Annotated in this window: 14 protein-coding genes; 11 read left to right on the top strand and 3 right to left on the bottom strand. The window is 58.9% G+C overall.

Translation table 11 applies throughout. From position 1 onward, the window contains the following. Positions 1–2 precede the first annotated feature (2 nt). From BS300_RS09030 to BS300_RS09045, 4 genes are all read left to right on the top strand, one after another. The gene (locus BS300_RS09030) at positions 3–302 is read left to right on the top strand and encodes a DUF3301 domain-containing protein (protein WP_041208068.1); all 300 of its coding nucleotides are present in this window, start codon (positions 3–5) and stop codon (positions 300–302) included. A 342-nt stretch (positions 303–644) separates the two neighbouring features. Continuing rightward, on the top strand, positions 645–881 hold the full coding sequence (locus BS300_RS09035) for a DUF2789 family protein (RefSeq protein WP_043849317.1): 237 nt from the start codon (positions 645–647) through the stop codon (positions 879–881). A gap of 93 nt (positions 882–974) precedes the next feature. After that, positions 975–1,271, top strand: coding sequence for a DNA-binding protein (locus BS300_RS09040; RefSeq protein WP_071912258.1), 297 nt, complete (start codon positions 975–977; stop codon positions 1,269–1,271). A 3-nt stretch (positions 1,272–1,274) separates the two neighbouring features. After that, the gene (locus tag BS300_RS09045; protein ID WP_071912260.1) at positions 1,275–2,060 is read left to right on the top strand and encodes a Zn-ribbon-containing protein; all 786 of its coding nucleotides are present in this window, start codon (positions 1,275–1,277) and stop codon (positions 2,058–2,060) included. A gap of 127 nt (positions 2,061–2,187) precedes the next feature. Here the strand turns inward: BS300_RS09045 and syd are convergent, their stop codons facing one another. Next, a complete protein-coding gene (syd, locus tag BS300_RS09050) occupies positions 2,188–2,736 on the bottom strand; it encodes a SecY-interacting protein (protein WP_071912262.1) in 549 nt (182 codons plus the stop codon). A 182-nt stretch (positions 2,737–2,918) separates the two neighbouring features. Here syd and queF point away from each other — a divergent pair, with 182 nt between their 5' ends. From queF to BS300_RS09085, 7 genes are all read left to right on the top strand, one after another. After that, entirely contained in the window at positions 2,919–3,767 is an 849-nt protein-coding gene (gene queF, locus BS300_RS09055) for an NADPH-dependent 7-cyano-7-deazaguanine reductase QueF (RefSeq protein WP_071912444.1), read from the top strand. 135 nt (positions 3,768–3,902) lie between these two features. Continuing rightward, positions 3,903–6,176 (top strand): hypothetical protein, encoded by a 2,274-nt coding sequence (locus tag BS300_RS09060; protein WP_071912264.1) that lies wholly within the window; start codon positions 3,903–3,905, stop codon positions 6,174–6,176. An 88-nt stretch (positions 6,177–6,264) separates the two neighbouring features. Next, positions 6,265–7,881 carry a GGDEF domain-containing protein gene (locus tag BS300_RS09065; RefSeq protein WP_071912266.1) on the top strand — a complete coding sequence of 539 codons (1,617 nt, stop codon included), beginning with the start codon at positions 6,265–6,267 and terminating at the stop codon, positions 7,879–7,881. A gap of 150 nt (positions 7,882–8,031) precedes the next feature. Next, positions 8,032–9,387 carry a nucleotide 5'-monophosphate nucleosidase PpnN gene (gene ppnN, locus BS300_RS09070; RefSeq protein ID WP_071912268.1) on the top strand — a complete coding sequence of 452 codons (1,356 nt, stop codon included), beginning with the start codon at positions 8,032–8,034 and terminating at the stop codon, positions 9,385–9,387. 130 nt (positions 9,388–9,517) lie between these two features. Continuing rightward, a complete protein-coding gene (xni, locus tag BS300_RS09075) occupies positions 9,518–10,318 on the top strand; it encodes a flap endonuclease Xni (RefSeq protein ID WP_071912270.1) in 801 nt (266 codons plus the stop codon). 158 nt (positions 10,319–10,476) lie between these two features. After that, complete coding sequence (locus BS300_RS09080) at positions 10,477–11,484, top strand: isocitrate dehydrogenase (protein ID WP_033114232.1); 1,008 nt, start codon at positions 10,477–10,479, stop codon at positions 11,482–11,484. 116 nt (positions 11,485–11,600) lie between these two features. Beyond that, complete coding sequence (locus BS300_RS09085; protein WP_225628279.1) at positions 11,601–12,056, top strand: hypothetical protein; 456 nt, start codon at positions 11,601–11,603, stop codon at positions 12,054–12,056. Between the two features lie 74 nt (positions 12,057–12,130). Here BS300_RS09085 and rlmM read toward each other — a convergent pair whose 3' ends face one another. Beyond that, complete coding sequence (rlmM, locus tag BS300_RS09090) at positions 12,131–13,225, bottom strand: 23S rRNA (cytidine(2498)-2'-O)-methyltransferase RlmM (protein ID WP_042030238.1); 1,095 nt, start codon at positions 13,223–13,225, stop codon at positions 12,131–12,133. Then, entirely contained in the window at positions 13,218–13,604 is a 387-nt protein-coding gene (locus tag BS300_RS09095) for a DUF423 domain-containing protein (RefSeq protein WP_041208057.1), read from the bottom strand. The genes rlmM and BS300_RS09095 overlap by 8 nt, the downstream gene beginning before the upstream one ends. Positions 13,605–13,632 lie beyond the last annotated feature (28 nt).

Genomic DNA, 13,632 nt, shown 5'->3' on the forward strand with positions numbered 1-13,632 from the left:
CTATGGGAGAGATGCTCGGAATTCTGGCGCTGATGGCGATAGCCGGTGCGTTCTGGCTGCAACGCCGTCAGGCCGAACTGGCGTGGCAATATATGCGTCGCTACTGCCAGCACCACGACCTGCAACTGCTGTCGCTGGCCCGCAGCCGCCGTGAAGTGGCCGGCAAGCCGCTCAGGCTGCTCACCCACTACCAGTTCGAGTTCTCCAGCGATGGCGAGAGCCACTATCAGGGCACCCTCAAGATGCAGGGCCTGCACGTTATCGGCGTCGAGCTGCCGCCCCATCGCATTCCCACGGTTTGACATCCCCTTGCTTCATTACCCGGCCTGCTTATCCCCCTCCCAACCCGGGTCGGGGCCGGCAAGCCATATGACACAGATCGGACGAATGCCTTTGATGAGCACAAACGGCATGCTGGATGCCGCCAGCTGTGCGCCCTCCTCGGCATAAGCTAAAACTGGGTCATTTTCCTAAAACCCATAAATTTTGTTTATAGCGGTCAAGCCGGGCCATCTCCCGCCTCTCCAACCCTCGTCATCAGCGGCGCAATGCCTCCTCCGCCATCAGGATGAAACCCCAGCCCGCCGCGGGGGGAAAAAATCCGCCTGTCTATAATCTCAGGGATTAGCCAAGGGAGAGACGAGATGGACCCCCTGCACCACGATTTGCCCGCCCTGTTCGCCCAGCTGGGCATGGCCAACGACGAGCTGAGCCTCTATCGCTTCGTCCATGAGCATCATCTCGACAACGAGACCCTGCTGCCGGAAGCGCAGTTCTGGAGCGCCGCTCAGGCCAGCTTTCTGCGCGATGCCCTGTGGCACGACTCCGACTGGTGCGAGGCGATCGACCAGCTCGACCTGATGCTGCGCCAGCCCCGCTGAGCCCTCCCCTTTTATCCCCTGCGGGCTTTGGTTAAGATCCCGCCCCGACCAGCCACTTCGGCCCCCCATCCATCCATTCAGCAGAGCACGCTTATGTCCGCCCACGAGATCATCCGTATCGCCAACGAACTGGCCGCCAAGGGGATCATCCCGACCACCGCCATGATCAAGGCTCGCCTGAGCCAGCCGGTTGCCATGGCCGAGCTGCTGAAAGTGCTGAGCCAGTGGAAACAGCAGCCCGCCGGCGCTCCGGAGGCTGCCAGCCAGGAGCAGGCAGCCCCCGCCCCCGTTGCCGAGCCCACCCTGCTGCAACTTGCCGAACAGCTCAATCGTCTCGAGCGCAAAGTGGATCGGCTGACCGACCTGCTCATCCAGCAGGGGAAAAACTGAGCCATGTATATCGTCGAACTCTGCTTTGAGTGCTATCGCGACACCTCCCTCGGTGAAGCCGAGCGGGCCATCGTCAACTATCTGGACATGCTGCGCTATCAGGGCCAGATCCTCGGCCGCGAGTTTCCCACCAGCATGCACGAGGGCTATTTCGTCAGCCGGGTAGTCTGCCCGGAGCAGGACAGCCTGCACCCGGACAACCAGAGCGAGCAGGTAAAACTGGCCGAGCAGCAGCTCAATCAGGCGGGGCTGCTGGCGCCGAAACTCCATCTGCAGGGGGCGGATCTGCTCTCCGACAGCACAGATCCTTGCGGCCAGCAGGGCGAGCGCCCAAGCTGGATGATGCTCTATACCAGCTTCCTGCATACCTGCTCGCCACTGCGCTGCGGCGACCACTTCGCCCCCATCCCGCTCTATCAGGTACCGGGCATCGCCAACGGCGATCACAAACAGATCATCAAGTGGCAGGAGGATTGGGAGGCGTGCGACCAGCTGCAGATGAACGGCTCCATCGCCGAACATGCGGCGCTGCACGAGATTGGGGAAGTGGGCAGTCGTCTCTATCGGCGTGGCAGCGATCTCGCCAAACGGCTTGAGGTGCTGACCGGCATCCCCACCTACTACTATCTCTACCGGGTGGGCGGCGTGAGCGCGGCCGAGGAGAAGGCGCGCCCCTGCCCAAGCTGTGGCAGCGAGTGGGCGCTGGCAGCGCCGCTGCACGAGATCTTCGACTTCAAGTGCGACAGCTGCCGGCTGGTCTCCAACCTCTCCTGGGATTTCAAGGATTAAGCGCGCCCTGCCCGTGACCCAATAAAAAAGAGCCTTGCCGCGTGGCAAGGCTCTTTTTGTTGCGATATTCGTTTCGACATTTCGTTTCGAAATCTGTTCTGCCAAGCGACTGTGGCGCGAACAGGCGCTATTGCGGCAGGGTCTCCAGCCGCTCCAGAAACGCCGGCAACGAGGGGGCCAGCGGCAGCCGGCGGCCGGAGTCGAGCCACTCCAGCCACACCTGACCGCTCTCGTTATCCAGCGAGATGAGGGTCATCTCGTTGCGGGTGGTGGCAAGGAAGATGGAGGGAGTACGCTTGAGCTTGCGCAGCATCAGCAGGTGGCCGATGAGGTTCTCCTTGAGCAGGTCGAGATCCGCCTCGTTCCACGGCAGGATCAACTCAAGGCGCAGCCCCTTGAAGAGGCAGGGGACAGGTCGGCTGAACCAGTGGCCAAACAGGGTGGTCGCAGCAGGATGAAGCTGCAACTCCAGCGCCTCGTTCATGGCGGTGAAATCGCCGGGTTCGCTGCGTAGATAGGGGCGCCAGCTGATCTGGCCGTCGACCGGCTCGCCAAGCTGACAGGGGGAGCGCCAATCCGATTCCCACTGGCACAGGGGCAAGCCTCGTCTGGCCTCGCCGTCACGCTGCCAGCGGGTAAAAAAGTGCTTCAGGGCAGACAAAACTTGATCCGACATCGAAAATCCCCACAATTGCTGGCAAAGTCCGCTATTGCACCATCAAACCGGGTGACAGACAAGGTTGCCAGCGCCCCGTTGCAGCTCGGGGTTATCCCCGCTGGCAAGGCTGCGAGCACGCTCTGGCCATGCAATGGCCCGCTTCCTCCCAATCATGATGAACACATTAGGTGAGCAAACCTGTGAGCAAACAAGATAGATACGCCGGCGCCAGCGCCCTCAAGGGCTTGAGTCTGGGCCAGCAATCCGACTACATCAGCCAGTACACCCCCTCCCTGTTGCAACCGGTTCCCCGCAGCCTGAACCGGGATGATCTGAAACTCGGTGACGACCTCCCCTTTACCGGTTGCGATGTCTGGACGCTCTATGAGCTCTCCTGGCTCAACAGCAAGGGCAAGCCGATGGTAGCCGTGGGCGAAGTGACCATTCCGGCCACCAGCCCGAATCTTATCGAGTCCAAATCGTTCAAGCTCTACCTCAACTCCTTCAACCAGACCCGTTGCGACTCCATTGAGGCGGTGGCGGCCTTGCTGGAGCAAGATCTCGGCGCCTGCGCCGGCGAGCCGGTCAAGGTGACCCTGTTCCCGCTCGCTAGCGCCCCGCACCAGATCGCTACCCTGCCCGGCGAGTGCATCGACGAGCTGGATATCGAGGTCGACCACTACGAGTTTGATGCCGAGCTGCTGCAGGGCGCCGCCAGCAGCGAGCTGGTCGAGGAGACCCTGCACAGCCACCTGCTCAAGTCCAACTGTCTGGTCACCAGCCAGCCGGACTGGGGCTCTGTGGTGATCCGCTACAAGGGGCCGAAACTCGATCGGGAGAAGCTGCTGCGCTACCTCATCTCGTTCCGCCAGCACAACGAGTTCCACGAGCAGTGCATCGAGCGCATCTTCATCGACCTCAAGCACTACTGCCAGCCGGAGCAGCTCACCGTCTATGCCCGCTATACCCGTCGCGGCGGCCTCGACATCAACCCGTTCCGCTCCGATTTCGAGGCGGTACCCGCCAATCTGCGGCTGATCCGTCAGTAAAACGGGCTGACAATAGAAATGAGAGGGCGTCGGTTGGACGCCCTCTTCTTATCTGCAGGGGAAGCATGAGTAAACTCTGGACGCACAGGGGGGCGTTGGATAACATGCCCTCACCCCTGTGCCGTCCTTAATCCAATGAATCAACTGTTTTTTCTGGCCATGATGATGTCCTCCCTGTCCGCTCCGAATCTGGATCTGGACAAGGAGCAGCTCTCTGTCGACCTCCAGCAGGCTCAGTCGCTGGTTCAGACCGATCCCGCCAGATGCGTCCAGATCACCTCCGCCTTCCTGACGCGCGCAGCCAACAATCCCCAGCAGATCATCAGCAACCGGCAGGAGTTCGGCTATCGCGAGCCGATCCTGAACTACAGCACTATCGCCCAGTCCGTCGGCGCCTATCTGCTCAAGGGGGAGTGCCTGTTGCAGCTGGGCCAGTATCAGGCTACCCAGCAGGCGCTCGACAAGGCGATGGTTCTGGCGGACAAGGAGAATCTGCCAGAGCTCAAGGCGCACGGCCTCTATCTCAAGATCCGCAGCCAGTTGCTCAAGCCTGACCACCAGAGCAGCAGTCGCCCCTTGCTGAGCGAGCTTGAGGAGCAGCTGACTGCCCCCAACCTCAAGCAGAGCCAGCTGCAGATCTACAGCCGGTTGCTACGCACCAGCTATGACATTGACAATCAGCAGCTCGAGGATGCCAAGGTGCATCTGGCCGAAGCGCGCAACTGGGCAGCGAAAGCCGGTTATCCGCTGGCCAGCGCCTGGGTCAGCGCCATCAGTGGCGACCTCTACCGCGCCCTGCAGCAACCCCAGCTGGCCCTTGGTGAATATATCGATGCCCAGCAGCAGGCGAGAAATCTCAACGATCCGCTGTTCCTCGGCCTGCTCTCCAACCAGATCGTCAAGCTCTACCAGCAAGAGCAGGAGCCCCAAAAAGCGCTCCAGTATGCCAATGAAGCGGCCAACTACTTCCACTCCATCGGCAATCCCTCCCTGCTGTGCGACTCGCTCATCGTGCTGGCGCGCCTCAACCGGGATCAGGGAGACCTCAATCTGGCGCTGGTCTACTTCTTCAATGCCCTCGACCTCATCGATGAAGGGAGCAACCGGCCACAGTCCTCCCTGCTCAAGTACGAGATTGGCAAGACCTACCTGCAAAGCGGCAACCTCTCGCTGGCCAGCAACTACCTCAATGCGGCACGCCAGTCCCATGAGCTGAATGATGCCAAAGAGCCGCTGATCGATACCCTGCTGCTGCTCGGCGAGCTCTATCTGAAAAAGCAGGAAGCCGCCATCGCCATCCTGCAACTGGAGAATGCCCGGGCACTGGCCGACCAGATCGGCGATACCCGCCGCCAGTACGAAGTGTTCCGCCTGCTCTCGCTGGCCTACGAACAGAAAGGATTCCTGCGCCAGGCTCTCGACAGCTACAAGCGCTTCCACCGACTGGGTGAGGAGGTGCGCCAGCAGGAGATCGCCCAGGAGCAGGCTGCAATCCGTGACAACTATGTCCACGTCGAACGGGTGCAGCACATCAAGGAGCTGGAGCAGCAGCTAAGCCAGAGTCAGCACCAGCAGGAGCGCTATCTCTGGTCGAGCATCACCACCAGCCTGCTGCTCGCCCTTTTTATCTATCTCTTCTTTACCCTCTGGCTCAAGCTGCGCACCGCCCGTCTGCAGGCCAAGCGCACCGGTGAAGCCCTGCTGATAGAGCCCCGCTCGGGACTGGCCAACTGGCAGCGTCTGATGAACCGCTGGCCGCGGGAGATGGCAAAACGCCAGCTCAAATCGGAGCGCTGGTATCTGAGCGAAGAGCCCACCAGCGAATTTGACGACAAGCTGCACTATTTGCTGTTCCGGGTTCCCTTCCTGCTCAATGTGCGGGAGCAGCACGGCTATCAGGCCAGCAGCGAGATTGAACAGGCCTTTGGCGCCTATATCGAGACCCTGACTCCTCAGGATGGCCGCATCTACGATTTGCGCGAAGGGCACCTGCTCTATGTGGTGCCGCAGCGGCATGTGGCCAATCTGCACCAGCTGGCCGGCGATCTGCTGATCGCCATCGCCGCCTTCCCTTGCGACTACCCCATCGATCGCCGGGTCAGCCTTGGCATCGTCAGCCACCCCTTCCTGCCGAAGGCGGCGACCGCACTTGATCACCATGGCCTGTTTGACCTCTGTTATCTCGCCCTGTCGGGAGCCATTCAGCTCAGTGAAAAACACCAGCAAAACGTCTGGCTGGAGCTCGCCGCCATCGATTGCCAACAGGCAGCATTTTTTAATGGGGATGTGTGGCAATGCGCCCTGATGGCAATTGACAAGGGACTGGTAAAAGTCAATTCTTCTCATGAAAAGCAATGGGTTAATTGGCACCAGCTTGCAAGGAAGCAAGACACCGGCCCACAACCGTAAAATAGATAACAGACGAGGCTCGATAACGGGTTCGGTCACTGTTGCTATCTGACACGAAAAACAATAATGACAACAGGGCGACCTGATAATGAATGATATCGCTGCCGTAGCAGGACAATTGGCAAGGCTAAGGGAATCCCTTCAGCAGAAACAGCTGGAACTCGACGGAGTACTCTCATTCTCCGATGCCGAGCGTGCCCGCGGCATTCAGTTTATCAACAAGCTGATGCTCTCCTGCCGTGGCTTCGACCGTGAGCTGGACAACCGCTTCGCCAAACTCAAGCAGAAACTGGATAATAATCCCGCTTTCACCGCCCTTGACGCCGATCTGCTGGCGATCGAAAAACTGCTGCAGCAGCACAGCAATGCCATCGAAGAGTCGATGACCCTGACCCAGGCTGCTATCGATCTGGGCTCCAGGCAGCTCAAGACCATCAAAGGCTTTCCGGAAGAGACCCGCAAATCCCTCAAGGAGTTTTTGGCCAGTCCCGCCGGTTACGGCATTGCCGACCATCAGAAGAAGGTGATCCGGCTGCTGGAGTTCTACCAGCAAGCCATCAAGATCCAGCTGCTGCCAAGCCAACCCCTGCAGGTCAATCCGGAGCAACCCGCAGCCGAGAGTGAAGCGAACCCCGGCGAGCCCCAAACAGAAAACGATGCCTTCGATCTCAAGGAGCATGTCCGTCTGGCCGACGAGTTGCAGCGTCTCATCACCGAGCTCGATTTTGCCGGTTCCATCGGCGAGAGCCTGAGTGACATTCGCCGCCAGCTGCTGATCGGGATCAACCCCGCTCTGCTGGCTGAAACCAGCCTGCAGGTGATCGAACTCATCATCGAGGGCACTCGTGAGGAGCGCAAAGCTTCCCGCGCCTTCCTGAGCACCCTCAACGAAAGCCTTTCCGCCGTTCACGTCGGTTTTACCGAGTCGCTGGATGAAGGGCGCGCCCTGCACAACGAGACCAAAGAGACCCGCGAGGCGCTGGTTAACGAGTTGCAGGCCATCGATCAGACGCTGGCCAGCCACAACACTCTCGATGCGCTTAAAGAGGCGATTTCCGGCCATATGGGCGCCATCAACCAGCTGTTGCAGGAGCGCGAAAACACGGCGGCAAGGGAGCGCCATCTGCTCACCCGCCTCTCCACCATGGAGTCCAAGCTCAGGTTGATGAAGGAGGAGACTGCCGAGTACAAGAAGCGGCTCACCATCCAGAAGCACAAGCTGTTCCTCGACAGCCTGACCCAGGTGCACAACCGGGCCGCCCTCGACGAACGGCTGGAGCAGGAGTACAAACGTTGGCTGCGCTACCGCACGCCGCTCTGCATGGCCATTATCGACATCGACCACTTCAAGAACATCAATGACAACTACGGTCATATGGCGGGCGACAAGGCGCTGAAAGTGGTTGCCAAGGCGCTGCAAAGTGCACTGCGTGACACCGACTTCATCGCCCGTTTCGGCGGCGAGGAGTTTGTGGTGCTGCTGCCCAACATCAATCCGGACAAGTTCCAGAAGCCCCTTGAAACATTGCGCCAGACCATCAAGAGCATTCCGTTCCGCTTTCGGGATGCCAAGGTGGAGATCACCATCTCCATCGGTGCCACCCTGTTCAAGGAGGGGGATAACCCGTCCGATGTGTTCGAGCGGGCGGACAAGGCGCTATACCACTCCAAGCATACCGGTCGGGATCAAGTGACTCTGGCCTGACTGGCGGTCAAAAAAACAGCGAACAGTCGTCCCCCTATTTCCCTCCCCCCTCAGTTACCACTACTATCGAAGTCAGGGGATGCAAGAAGGCATCCCCTTTTCTCCCCAGGGAAAAGCACAACGATAACAAGATGAGTAAAGGGGAACCCTATGATTACGCATATAAATCCGGTCGGCAGCATGGATTTGCTGTCACAGCTCGAGGTCGATCGCCTCAAGCAGACAGCCTCCAGCGATATCTATCAGCTGTTTCGCAACTGTTCGCTGGCGGTGCTCAACTCTGGCAGCCACACCGATAGCTCCAAAGAGATACTTGAGCGTTTCAAATCGTTTGATATTCACGTGATCCGGCGCGAGCGCGGGGTCAAACTCGAGCTGTTCAACGCGCCGGAGCACGCCTTCGTCGATGGCGAGATCATTCGCGGCATTCAGGAGCACCTCTTCTCGGTGCTGCGCGATATCCTTTATGTCTCCAACCAGCTCGAATCGAACCGTCAGGTCAATCTGACCAATTCGACCCACATCTCCAACGTGGTCTTTGCCATCCTGCGCAATGCCAAGGTGATCCAGCCAGGCGCCGATCCCAACCTGATCGTCTGCTGGGGCGGCCACTCCATCAACGAGATCGAATACCAGTACACCCGGGCAGTCGGCAACGAGCTGGGTCTGCGCGAGCTCAACATCTGTACCGGCTGTGGCCCGGGCGCCATGGAAGGCCCGATGAAGGGTGCTGCTGTTGGCCACGCCAAGCAGCGGGTACGCAACGGCCGTTACATCGGCCTGACCGAACCCTCCATTATCGCGGCCGAGCCGCCCAACCCCATCGTCAACGAGCTGGTGATCCTGCCGGATATCGAGAAGCGACTGGAAGCCTTCGTACGCCTCGGCCACGGCATCATCATCTTCCCGGGCGGAGTAGGTACGGCAGAAGAGCTGCTCTATCTGCTCGGCATCATGATGAACCCGGCCAACGAACGCCAGCCGATGCCCATCATCCTGACCGGCCCGAAAGAGAGTTCGGACTACTTCCGTGCCATCGACGACTTCGTCAAGGCGACCCTGGGTGAACCGGCTACCCGCCTCTACCGGATCATCGTCGGCGATGCGCCGGAAGTGGCGCGGGTGATGAAAGAAGCGATGCCGAAAATTCGCGAATATCGCAAATCGGTCGGCGATGCTTACTCCTTCAACTGGTCGCTCAAGATTGAGCCGGAGTTCCAGCTCCCCTTCGAGCCGGATCACGCCAACATGGCCAGTCTGGATCTGCACCGCAACCAGCCCCCCCAGCTGCTGGCGGCCAACCTGCGTCGCGCCTTCTCCGGCATCGTCGCGGGCAACGTGAAAGAGGGCGGCATTCGCGCCATCGAGAAGAAGGGCCCCTTCAAGCTGCACGGCGACAAGGAGCTGATGCACCTGATGGACAAGCTGCTGGAGAGCTTCGTCAAGCAGCAGCGGATGAAGCTGCCCGGCAGTCAGTATGTGCCTTGCTACGAAATCGTACGCTGACGGGTACAGCAGTTAAATCGAGGGGCGCAATGCGCCCCTCTCTTTTGCCACTAGCTGCCAACGGCCATCAATCCCCCATCAGGCTCGCGGGTTTGTTACAATGGGGCGTTCCGACTGCCAAGAGTGCCCCATGTCAAACCCAAGGCCACACCTGCTTATCATCGATGCCCTCAACCTCATCCGCCGTCTGCATGCGGTGCAATCACAGCAGGCGCTGACTCCTGCCCAAGCGCTGGTCGCCACCCGCGCCAACCTCGTCAATACCTGCCGCAAGTTGCTGGCCAATAGCGAACCGACCCATGTCATTGCCGTGTTTGATGGCGAGGTGCATAGCTGGCGCAAGGAGATCTATCCATCCTACAAGGAGGGACGCACACCCATGCCACCGGAGCTGCGCGAAGGGCTGGGTACACTGCAGGATGCCTTCTGGGAGTGCGGCATCGACGCCCTGCTTTCAGAAACCGATGAAGCCGACGATCTCATCGCCACCCTGGCCTGTGGCATTGCCCAACACGGGGCAAGGGCTACCATCATCTCCACTGACAAGGGGTTCTGCCAACTTATCTGCCCGCAGATCCAGATCCGCGACTACTTCAACAAGCGCTGGCTGGATGCCGCCTTTGTCGAGCAGCAATACGGGGTTTCGCCGACACAACTGGTCGATTTCTGGGCGCTGACCGGTATCGGGGGCTCCAACATCAAGGGTGTTCCGGGAATCGGCCCCAAGACCGCAACCCAACTTCTGCTGCAGTATGGTGATCTGGCCACCATGCTAGCTGCCAGCGAGCAGGAAGAGGCAGCGAAAGCGCTGCTCAAGCTGCGTCAGCACAGGGAAGAGGCGCTGCTGGCCCAGCGATTGGTGCGGTTGCAACAGGATATTCCGCTGGGATTCAACCTGCGGGATATCCGTTACCCACCCCAGCCAGAATAACGCCCGAACAAAAATGCAGGCAAGGGCGCGAACCATGACGAGACTCACCCTCGTCGTTGATGAAAATGAGTAGAATGTAAAGGAATGTGGTTGGATTGCTAAGTAAATGATATAAAGCAGCCCCATCCTCCCCTATACCCTGGAAGTGGAACCCTCTCATGTCCAAAAGAACAATTACCGTTATCCCGGGCGACGGCATTGGCCCCAGCATCATCGAATCAGCCATCCAGATCCTGACCCACGCAGGCTGTGATTTCGAATATGAGTATGCAGATGCGGGTCTGGTTGCCCTTGAAAAGCATGGCGAACTGCTGCCACAGGCAACGCTGGATCTAATCGAGAAGAACAAGGTCACCCTGAAAGGGCCGCTTACCACTCCGGTTGGCGGCGGTTTTACCTCCATCAACGTCTCCCTGCGCAAGAAATTCAACCTCTACGCCAACGTGCGTCCGGTCATCTCCTTCAAAGGCACCAAGAGCCGTTACGAAAACATCGACATCATCACGGTGCGCGAAAATACCGAAGGGATGTATTCGGGCGCTGGCCAGAAGCGCAGCGATGACAACAAGAGCGCCGAGGCGATGAGCATCATCACCCGCGAGGGGGCCGAGCGCATCGTCAAGTTTGCCTTCGAGCTGGCCCGTCAGGAAGGGCGCAAGAAGGTCACCATCATCCACAAGGCCAACATCCTCAAGTCAACCTCCGGCCTGTTCCTCGAAGTGGCTCGTGAAATCGCCAGCCACTACCCGGATATCCAGAGCGAAGAGATGATCGTCGATGCCGCCTGCATGAATCTGGTGATGTATCCGGAGCGCTTCGATGTGATGGTCACCACCAACCTGTTTGGCGACATTCTCTCGGACCTGTGCGCCGGTCTGGTTGGCGGTCTCGGCATGGCGCCGGGTGCCAACATCGGCGATGGTGCAGCTATCTTCGAAGCGGTGCACGGCTCGGCGCCGGATATCGCAGGCAAGAATATCGCTAACCCGACCTCGGTGATCCTCGCCTCCATCCAGATGCTGGAGTACCTCGGCATGCAGGATAAAGCAGAGCGGATCCGTGAGGCGGTACGCGCCACTATCGAATCCGGTGATCGGGTTACCCGGGATCTGGGTGGTAGCGCCTCCACCAGCGAATTTACTCAGGCCATCATCGATCGGTTATGAGTTAATCCATTGATATTGAAAGGGAGCTTCGGCTCCCTTTTTTATCTTCACAATAACCTCACCCAGCCGTCTGTTGCCGTCTATTTTCATAGGAGAAGTGACAGGGAGGGTCTCCGATGCGTACTACCGGAATGGTATTTTTGACAGGGCTGTTACTCTTGACTGACCGGGCTGTCGCATTGGAAAACAGCACCAATCCGGGGGCCATGCTCCCGCGTCAGCAGGCGCTGACCAGCCGTGAAGTGTGGCGCTCTACGCTGGATACCAACGATCTGCTCAAAGCTCCCAAACCGCTCTCATTCGGTATTGAAGTCACCACCGATAACTACGGCAACCAGCAGATAACCTCCTACCCGCAGCTCAATCTCACCCCGGAAAAGAGTGTCAGCCTCTCTTTCGAGCGCTACAAACCCAAGGTCAAATTCAGAACCGGCACCATGAATACGGCGATAAAACTGAGGGGCAACGGAGTAAAACTGCAGCTCAATCCGGTCGACAAGAGCATTCCCCTCGAGATCGAGCTGAAGGTCACCAATGACGAATCCTCCCTGCGCGTCGATTATCGCTTCTAGCCAGAACCAGATAGCAAAAGACCGGTGAGTTTCCTCGCCGGTCTTTTTACTATCTCGGATGTGCATCCTGTCTATCAGGCCTTGGGTTGCAGCTTGGAAACCCAGTACTTGTTGTAGACATGCACGGTGATCTCTTCACGATCGTGGTAGAGCTGCTTGGCCTGGATCACGAACGCGTTGTCGATCTCCTTGAGCATCTCACGCAATACCTCGATATTGTGCACCGATTCGGCATAACGCTTCTTCATCGGCAGCTTGAGGTTGAACATCGCCTCCTGGCAATCATTCTCCCGGAACCAGTCCGCAATCATGTGAACGACCCGCGCCGGTTTATCGACCATGTCACACACCAGCCAGTAGGTGTTCTTCTTGCTCGGACGCCAGACAAAGCCGTCATCGCGCACATGTTTGACCTGACCGGTATCCATCAGAGATTGCGCCATCATGCCGTTGTCGACCGCCGTCACCATCATGCCACGACGCACCAGCTGATAGGTCCAACCACCCGGGCAGGCCCCCAGATCCACCGCCTTCAGGCCGGAGCAGAGACGCGTATCCCACTCTTCTCGCGGCACGAACACGTAAAACGCCTCTTCCAGCTTGAGGCTGGAGCGGCTCGGCGCATCGGCCGGGAAGCGCAGACGCGGGATCCCCATATGGAATCCGGAGTTGTTGAAGGAGTAGGAGTAACCCAGCAGCACGTGATCATTGGCCATGAAGAAGGCGTGGAACACCGGGCGGTTCGGCGTCTCCTTCTTGGTCAGGATCTCGTTGTTGCGCAGCGCCTGACGCAGCGGAACGGTGAACTTGCGGCAGAAGGCCGACAGCTCTTTCGCTTCGTTGGTGTCAGCAGTTTCGACCCGCAAATCGCCACAAATGGTGTATTCGCGAACTGCGTCGATGATGGGGGTGATCCGATCCGCAACATCCAGATCCTTCAGATCGTGGGTGACCACCAGCATCTGACGGATAAAGATAAGCTCGCGGAATGGCAGCTTGCGAGCCAGCAGGTCTGCCTGCTCCTCGTCATACAGTTCGAATATCACATAACCACTGTCGTCCTTGACCCGGGCGAAACCGTAGCACTGCATGTTACCGGCACGCTCGGTGATCTCTGCAGCCGCCTCTTTCTCAAAACCGGGGCGGCAATAAAGCAGCAGATTATTCATTTTTTCCTCCAAGACGACAGCCAGCCCATATCAGAGCCGCCCATCCCAACATAAAACAGAGGCCACCGGCCGGGGTAATGAGCCCCAGCCCCTTGCTGCCAAGCAGCACCATGGCGTAAATACTGCCGGAGAATCCCAGGATCCCCAGCACAAATGCGGTGCCGGCAACGGTAATCACCTTGCTGCGCACCCCGCACCAACCCAGTACCAACAGGGCCAGTGCGTGAAAAAACTGATACTGCACGGCGGTATTAAAGGCCGCCAGACGCTCGGGAGCAATGCCGGTGGCGGCCAGTCCGTGGGCGCCGTAAGCCCCCAGCATGGTTGCCGTCAGCCCGAAAAAACCAGCCAGCACCAGCCAGTGTCGATGGATACTCATCCTGACTCTCCTTCTGTAATTCCCCGAC

This window comes from Aeromonas sp. SCS5 (assembly GCF_001887375.1).
Taxonomy (GTDB): Bacteria; Pseudomonadota; Gammaproteobacteria; order Enterobacterales; family Aeromonadaceae; genus Aeromonas; species Aeromonas jandaei.

What these genes read in the sequence shown, in the direction of transcription:
- BS300_RS09030 (WP_041208068.1), top strand. Translation starts at nt 3, where the DNA reads ATGGGAGAGATGCTCGGAATTCTGGCGCTGATGGCGATAGCCGGTGCG.
- BS300_RS09035 (WP_043849317.1), top strand. Translation starts at nt 645, where the DNA reads ATGGACCCCCTGCACCACGATTTGCCCGCCCTGTTCGCCCAGCTGGGC.
- BS300_RS09040 (WP_071912258.1), top strand. Translation starts at nt 975, where the DNA reads ATGTCCGCCCACGAGATCATCCGTATCGCCAACGAACTGGCCGCCAAG.
- BS300_RS09045 (WP_071912260.1), top strand. Translation starts at nt 1,275, where the DNA reads ATGTATATCGTCGAACTCTGCTTTGAGTGCTATCGCGACACCTCCCTC.
- syd (WP_071912262.1), bottom strand. Translation starts at nt 2,736, where the DNA reads ATGTCGGATCAAGTTTTGTCTGCCCTGAAGCACTTTTTTACCCGCTGG.
- BS300_RS09060 (WP_071912264.1), top strand. Translation starts at nt 3,903, where the DNA reads ATGAATCAACTGTTTTTTCTGGCCATGATGATGTCCTCCCTGTCCGCT.
- BS300_RS09065 (WP_071912266.1), top strand. Translation starts at nt 6,265, where the DNA reads ATGAATGATATCGCTGCCGTAGCAGGACAATTGGCAAGGCTAAGGGAA.
- ppnN (WP_071912268.1), top strand. Translation starts at nt 8,032, where the DNA reads ATGATTACGCATATAAATCCGGTCGGCAGCATGGATTTGCTGTCACAG.
- xni (WP_071912270.1), top strand. Translation starts at nt 9,518, where the DNA reads ATGTCAAACCCAAGGCCACACCTGCTTATCATCGATGCCCTCAACCTC.
- BS300_RS09080 (WP_033114232.1), top strand. Translation starts at nt 10,477, where the DNA reads ATGTCCAAAAGAACAATTACCGTTATCCCGGGCGACGGCATTGGCCCC.
- BS300_RS09085 (WP_225628279.1), top strand. Translation starts at nt 11,601, where the DNA reads ATGCGTACTACCGGAATGGTATTTTTGACAGGGCTGTTACTCTTGACT.
- rlmM (WP_042030238.1), bottom strand. Translation starts at nt 13,225, where the DNA reads ATGAATAATCTGCTGCTTTATTGCCGCCCCGGTTTTGAGAAAGAGGCG.
- BS300_RS09095 (WP_041208057.1), bottom strand. Translation starts at nt 13,604, where the DNA reads ATGAGTATCCATCGACACTGGCTGGTGCTGGCTGGTTTTTTCGGGCTG.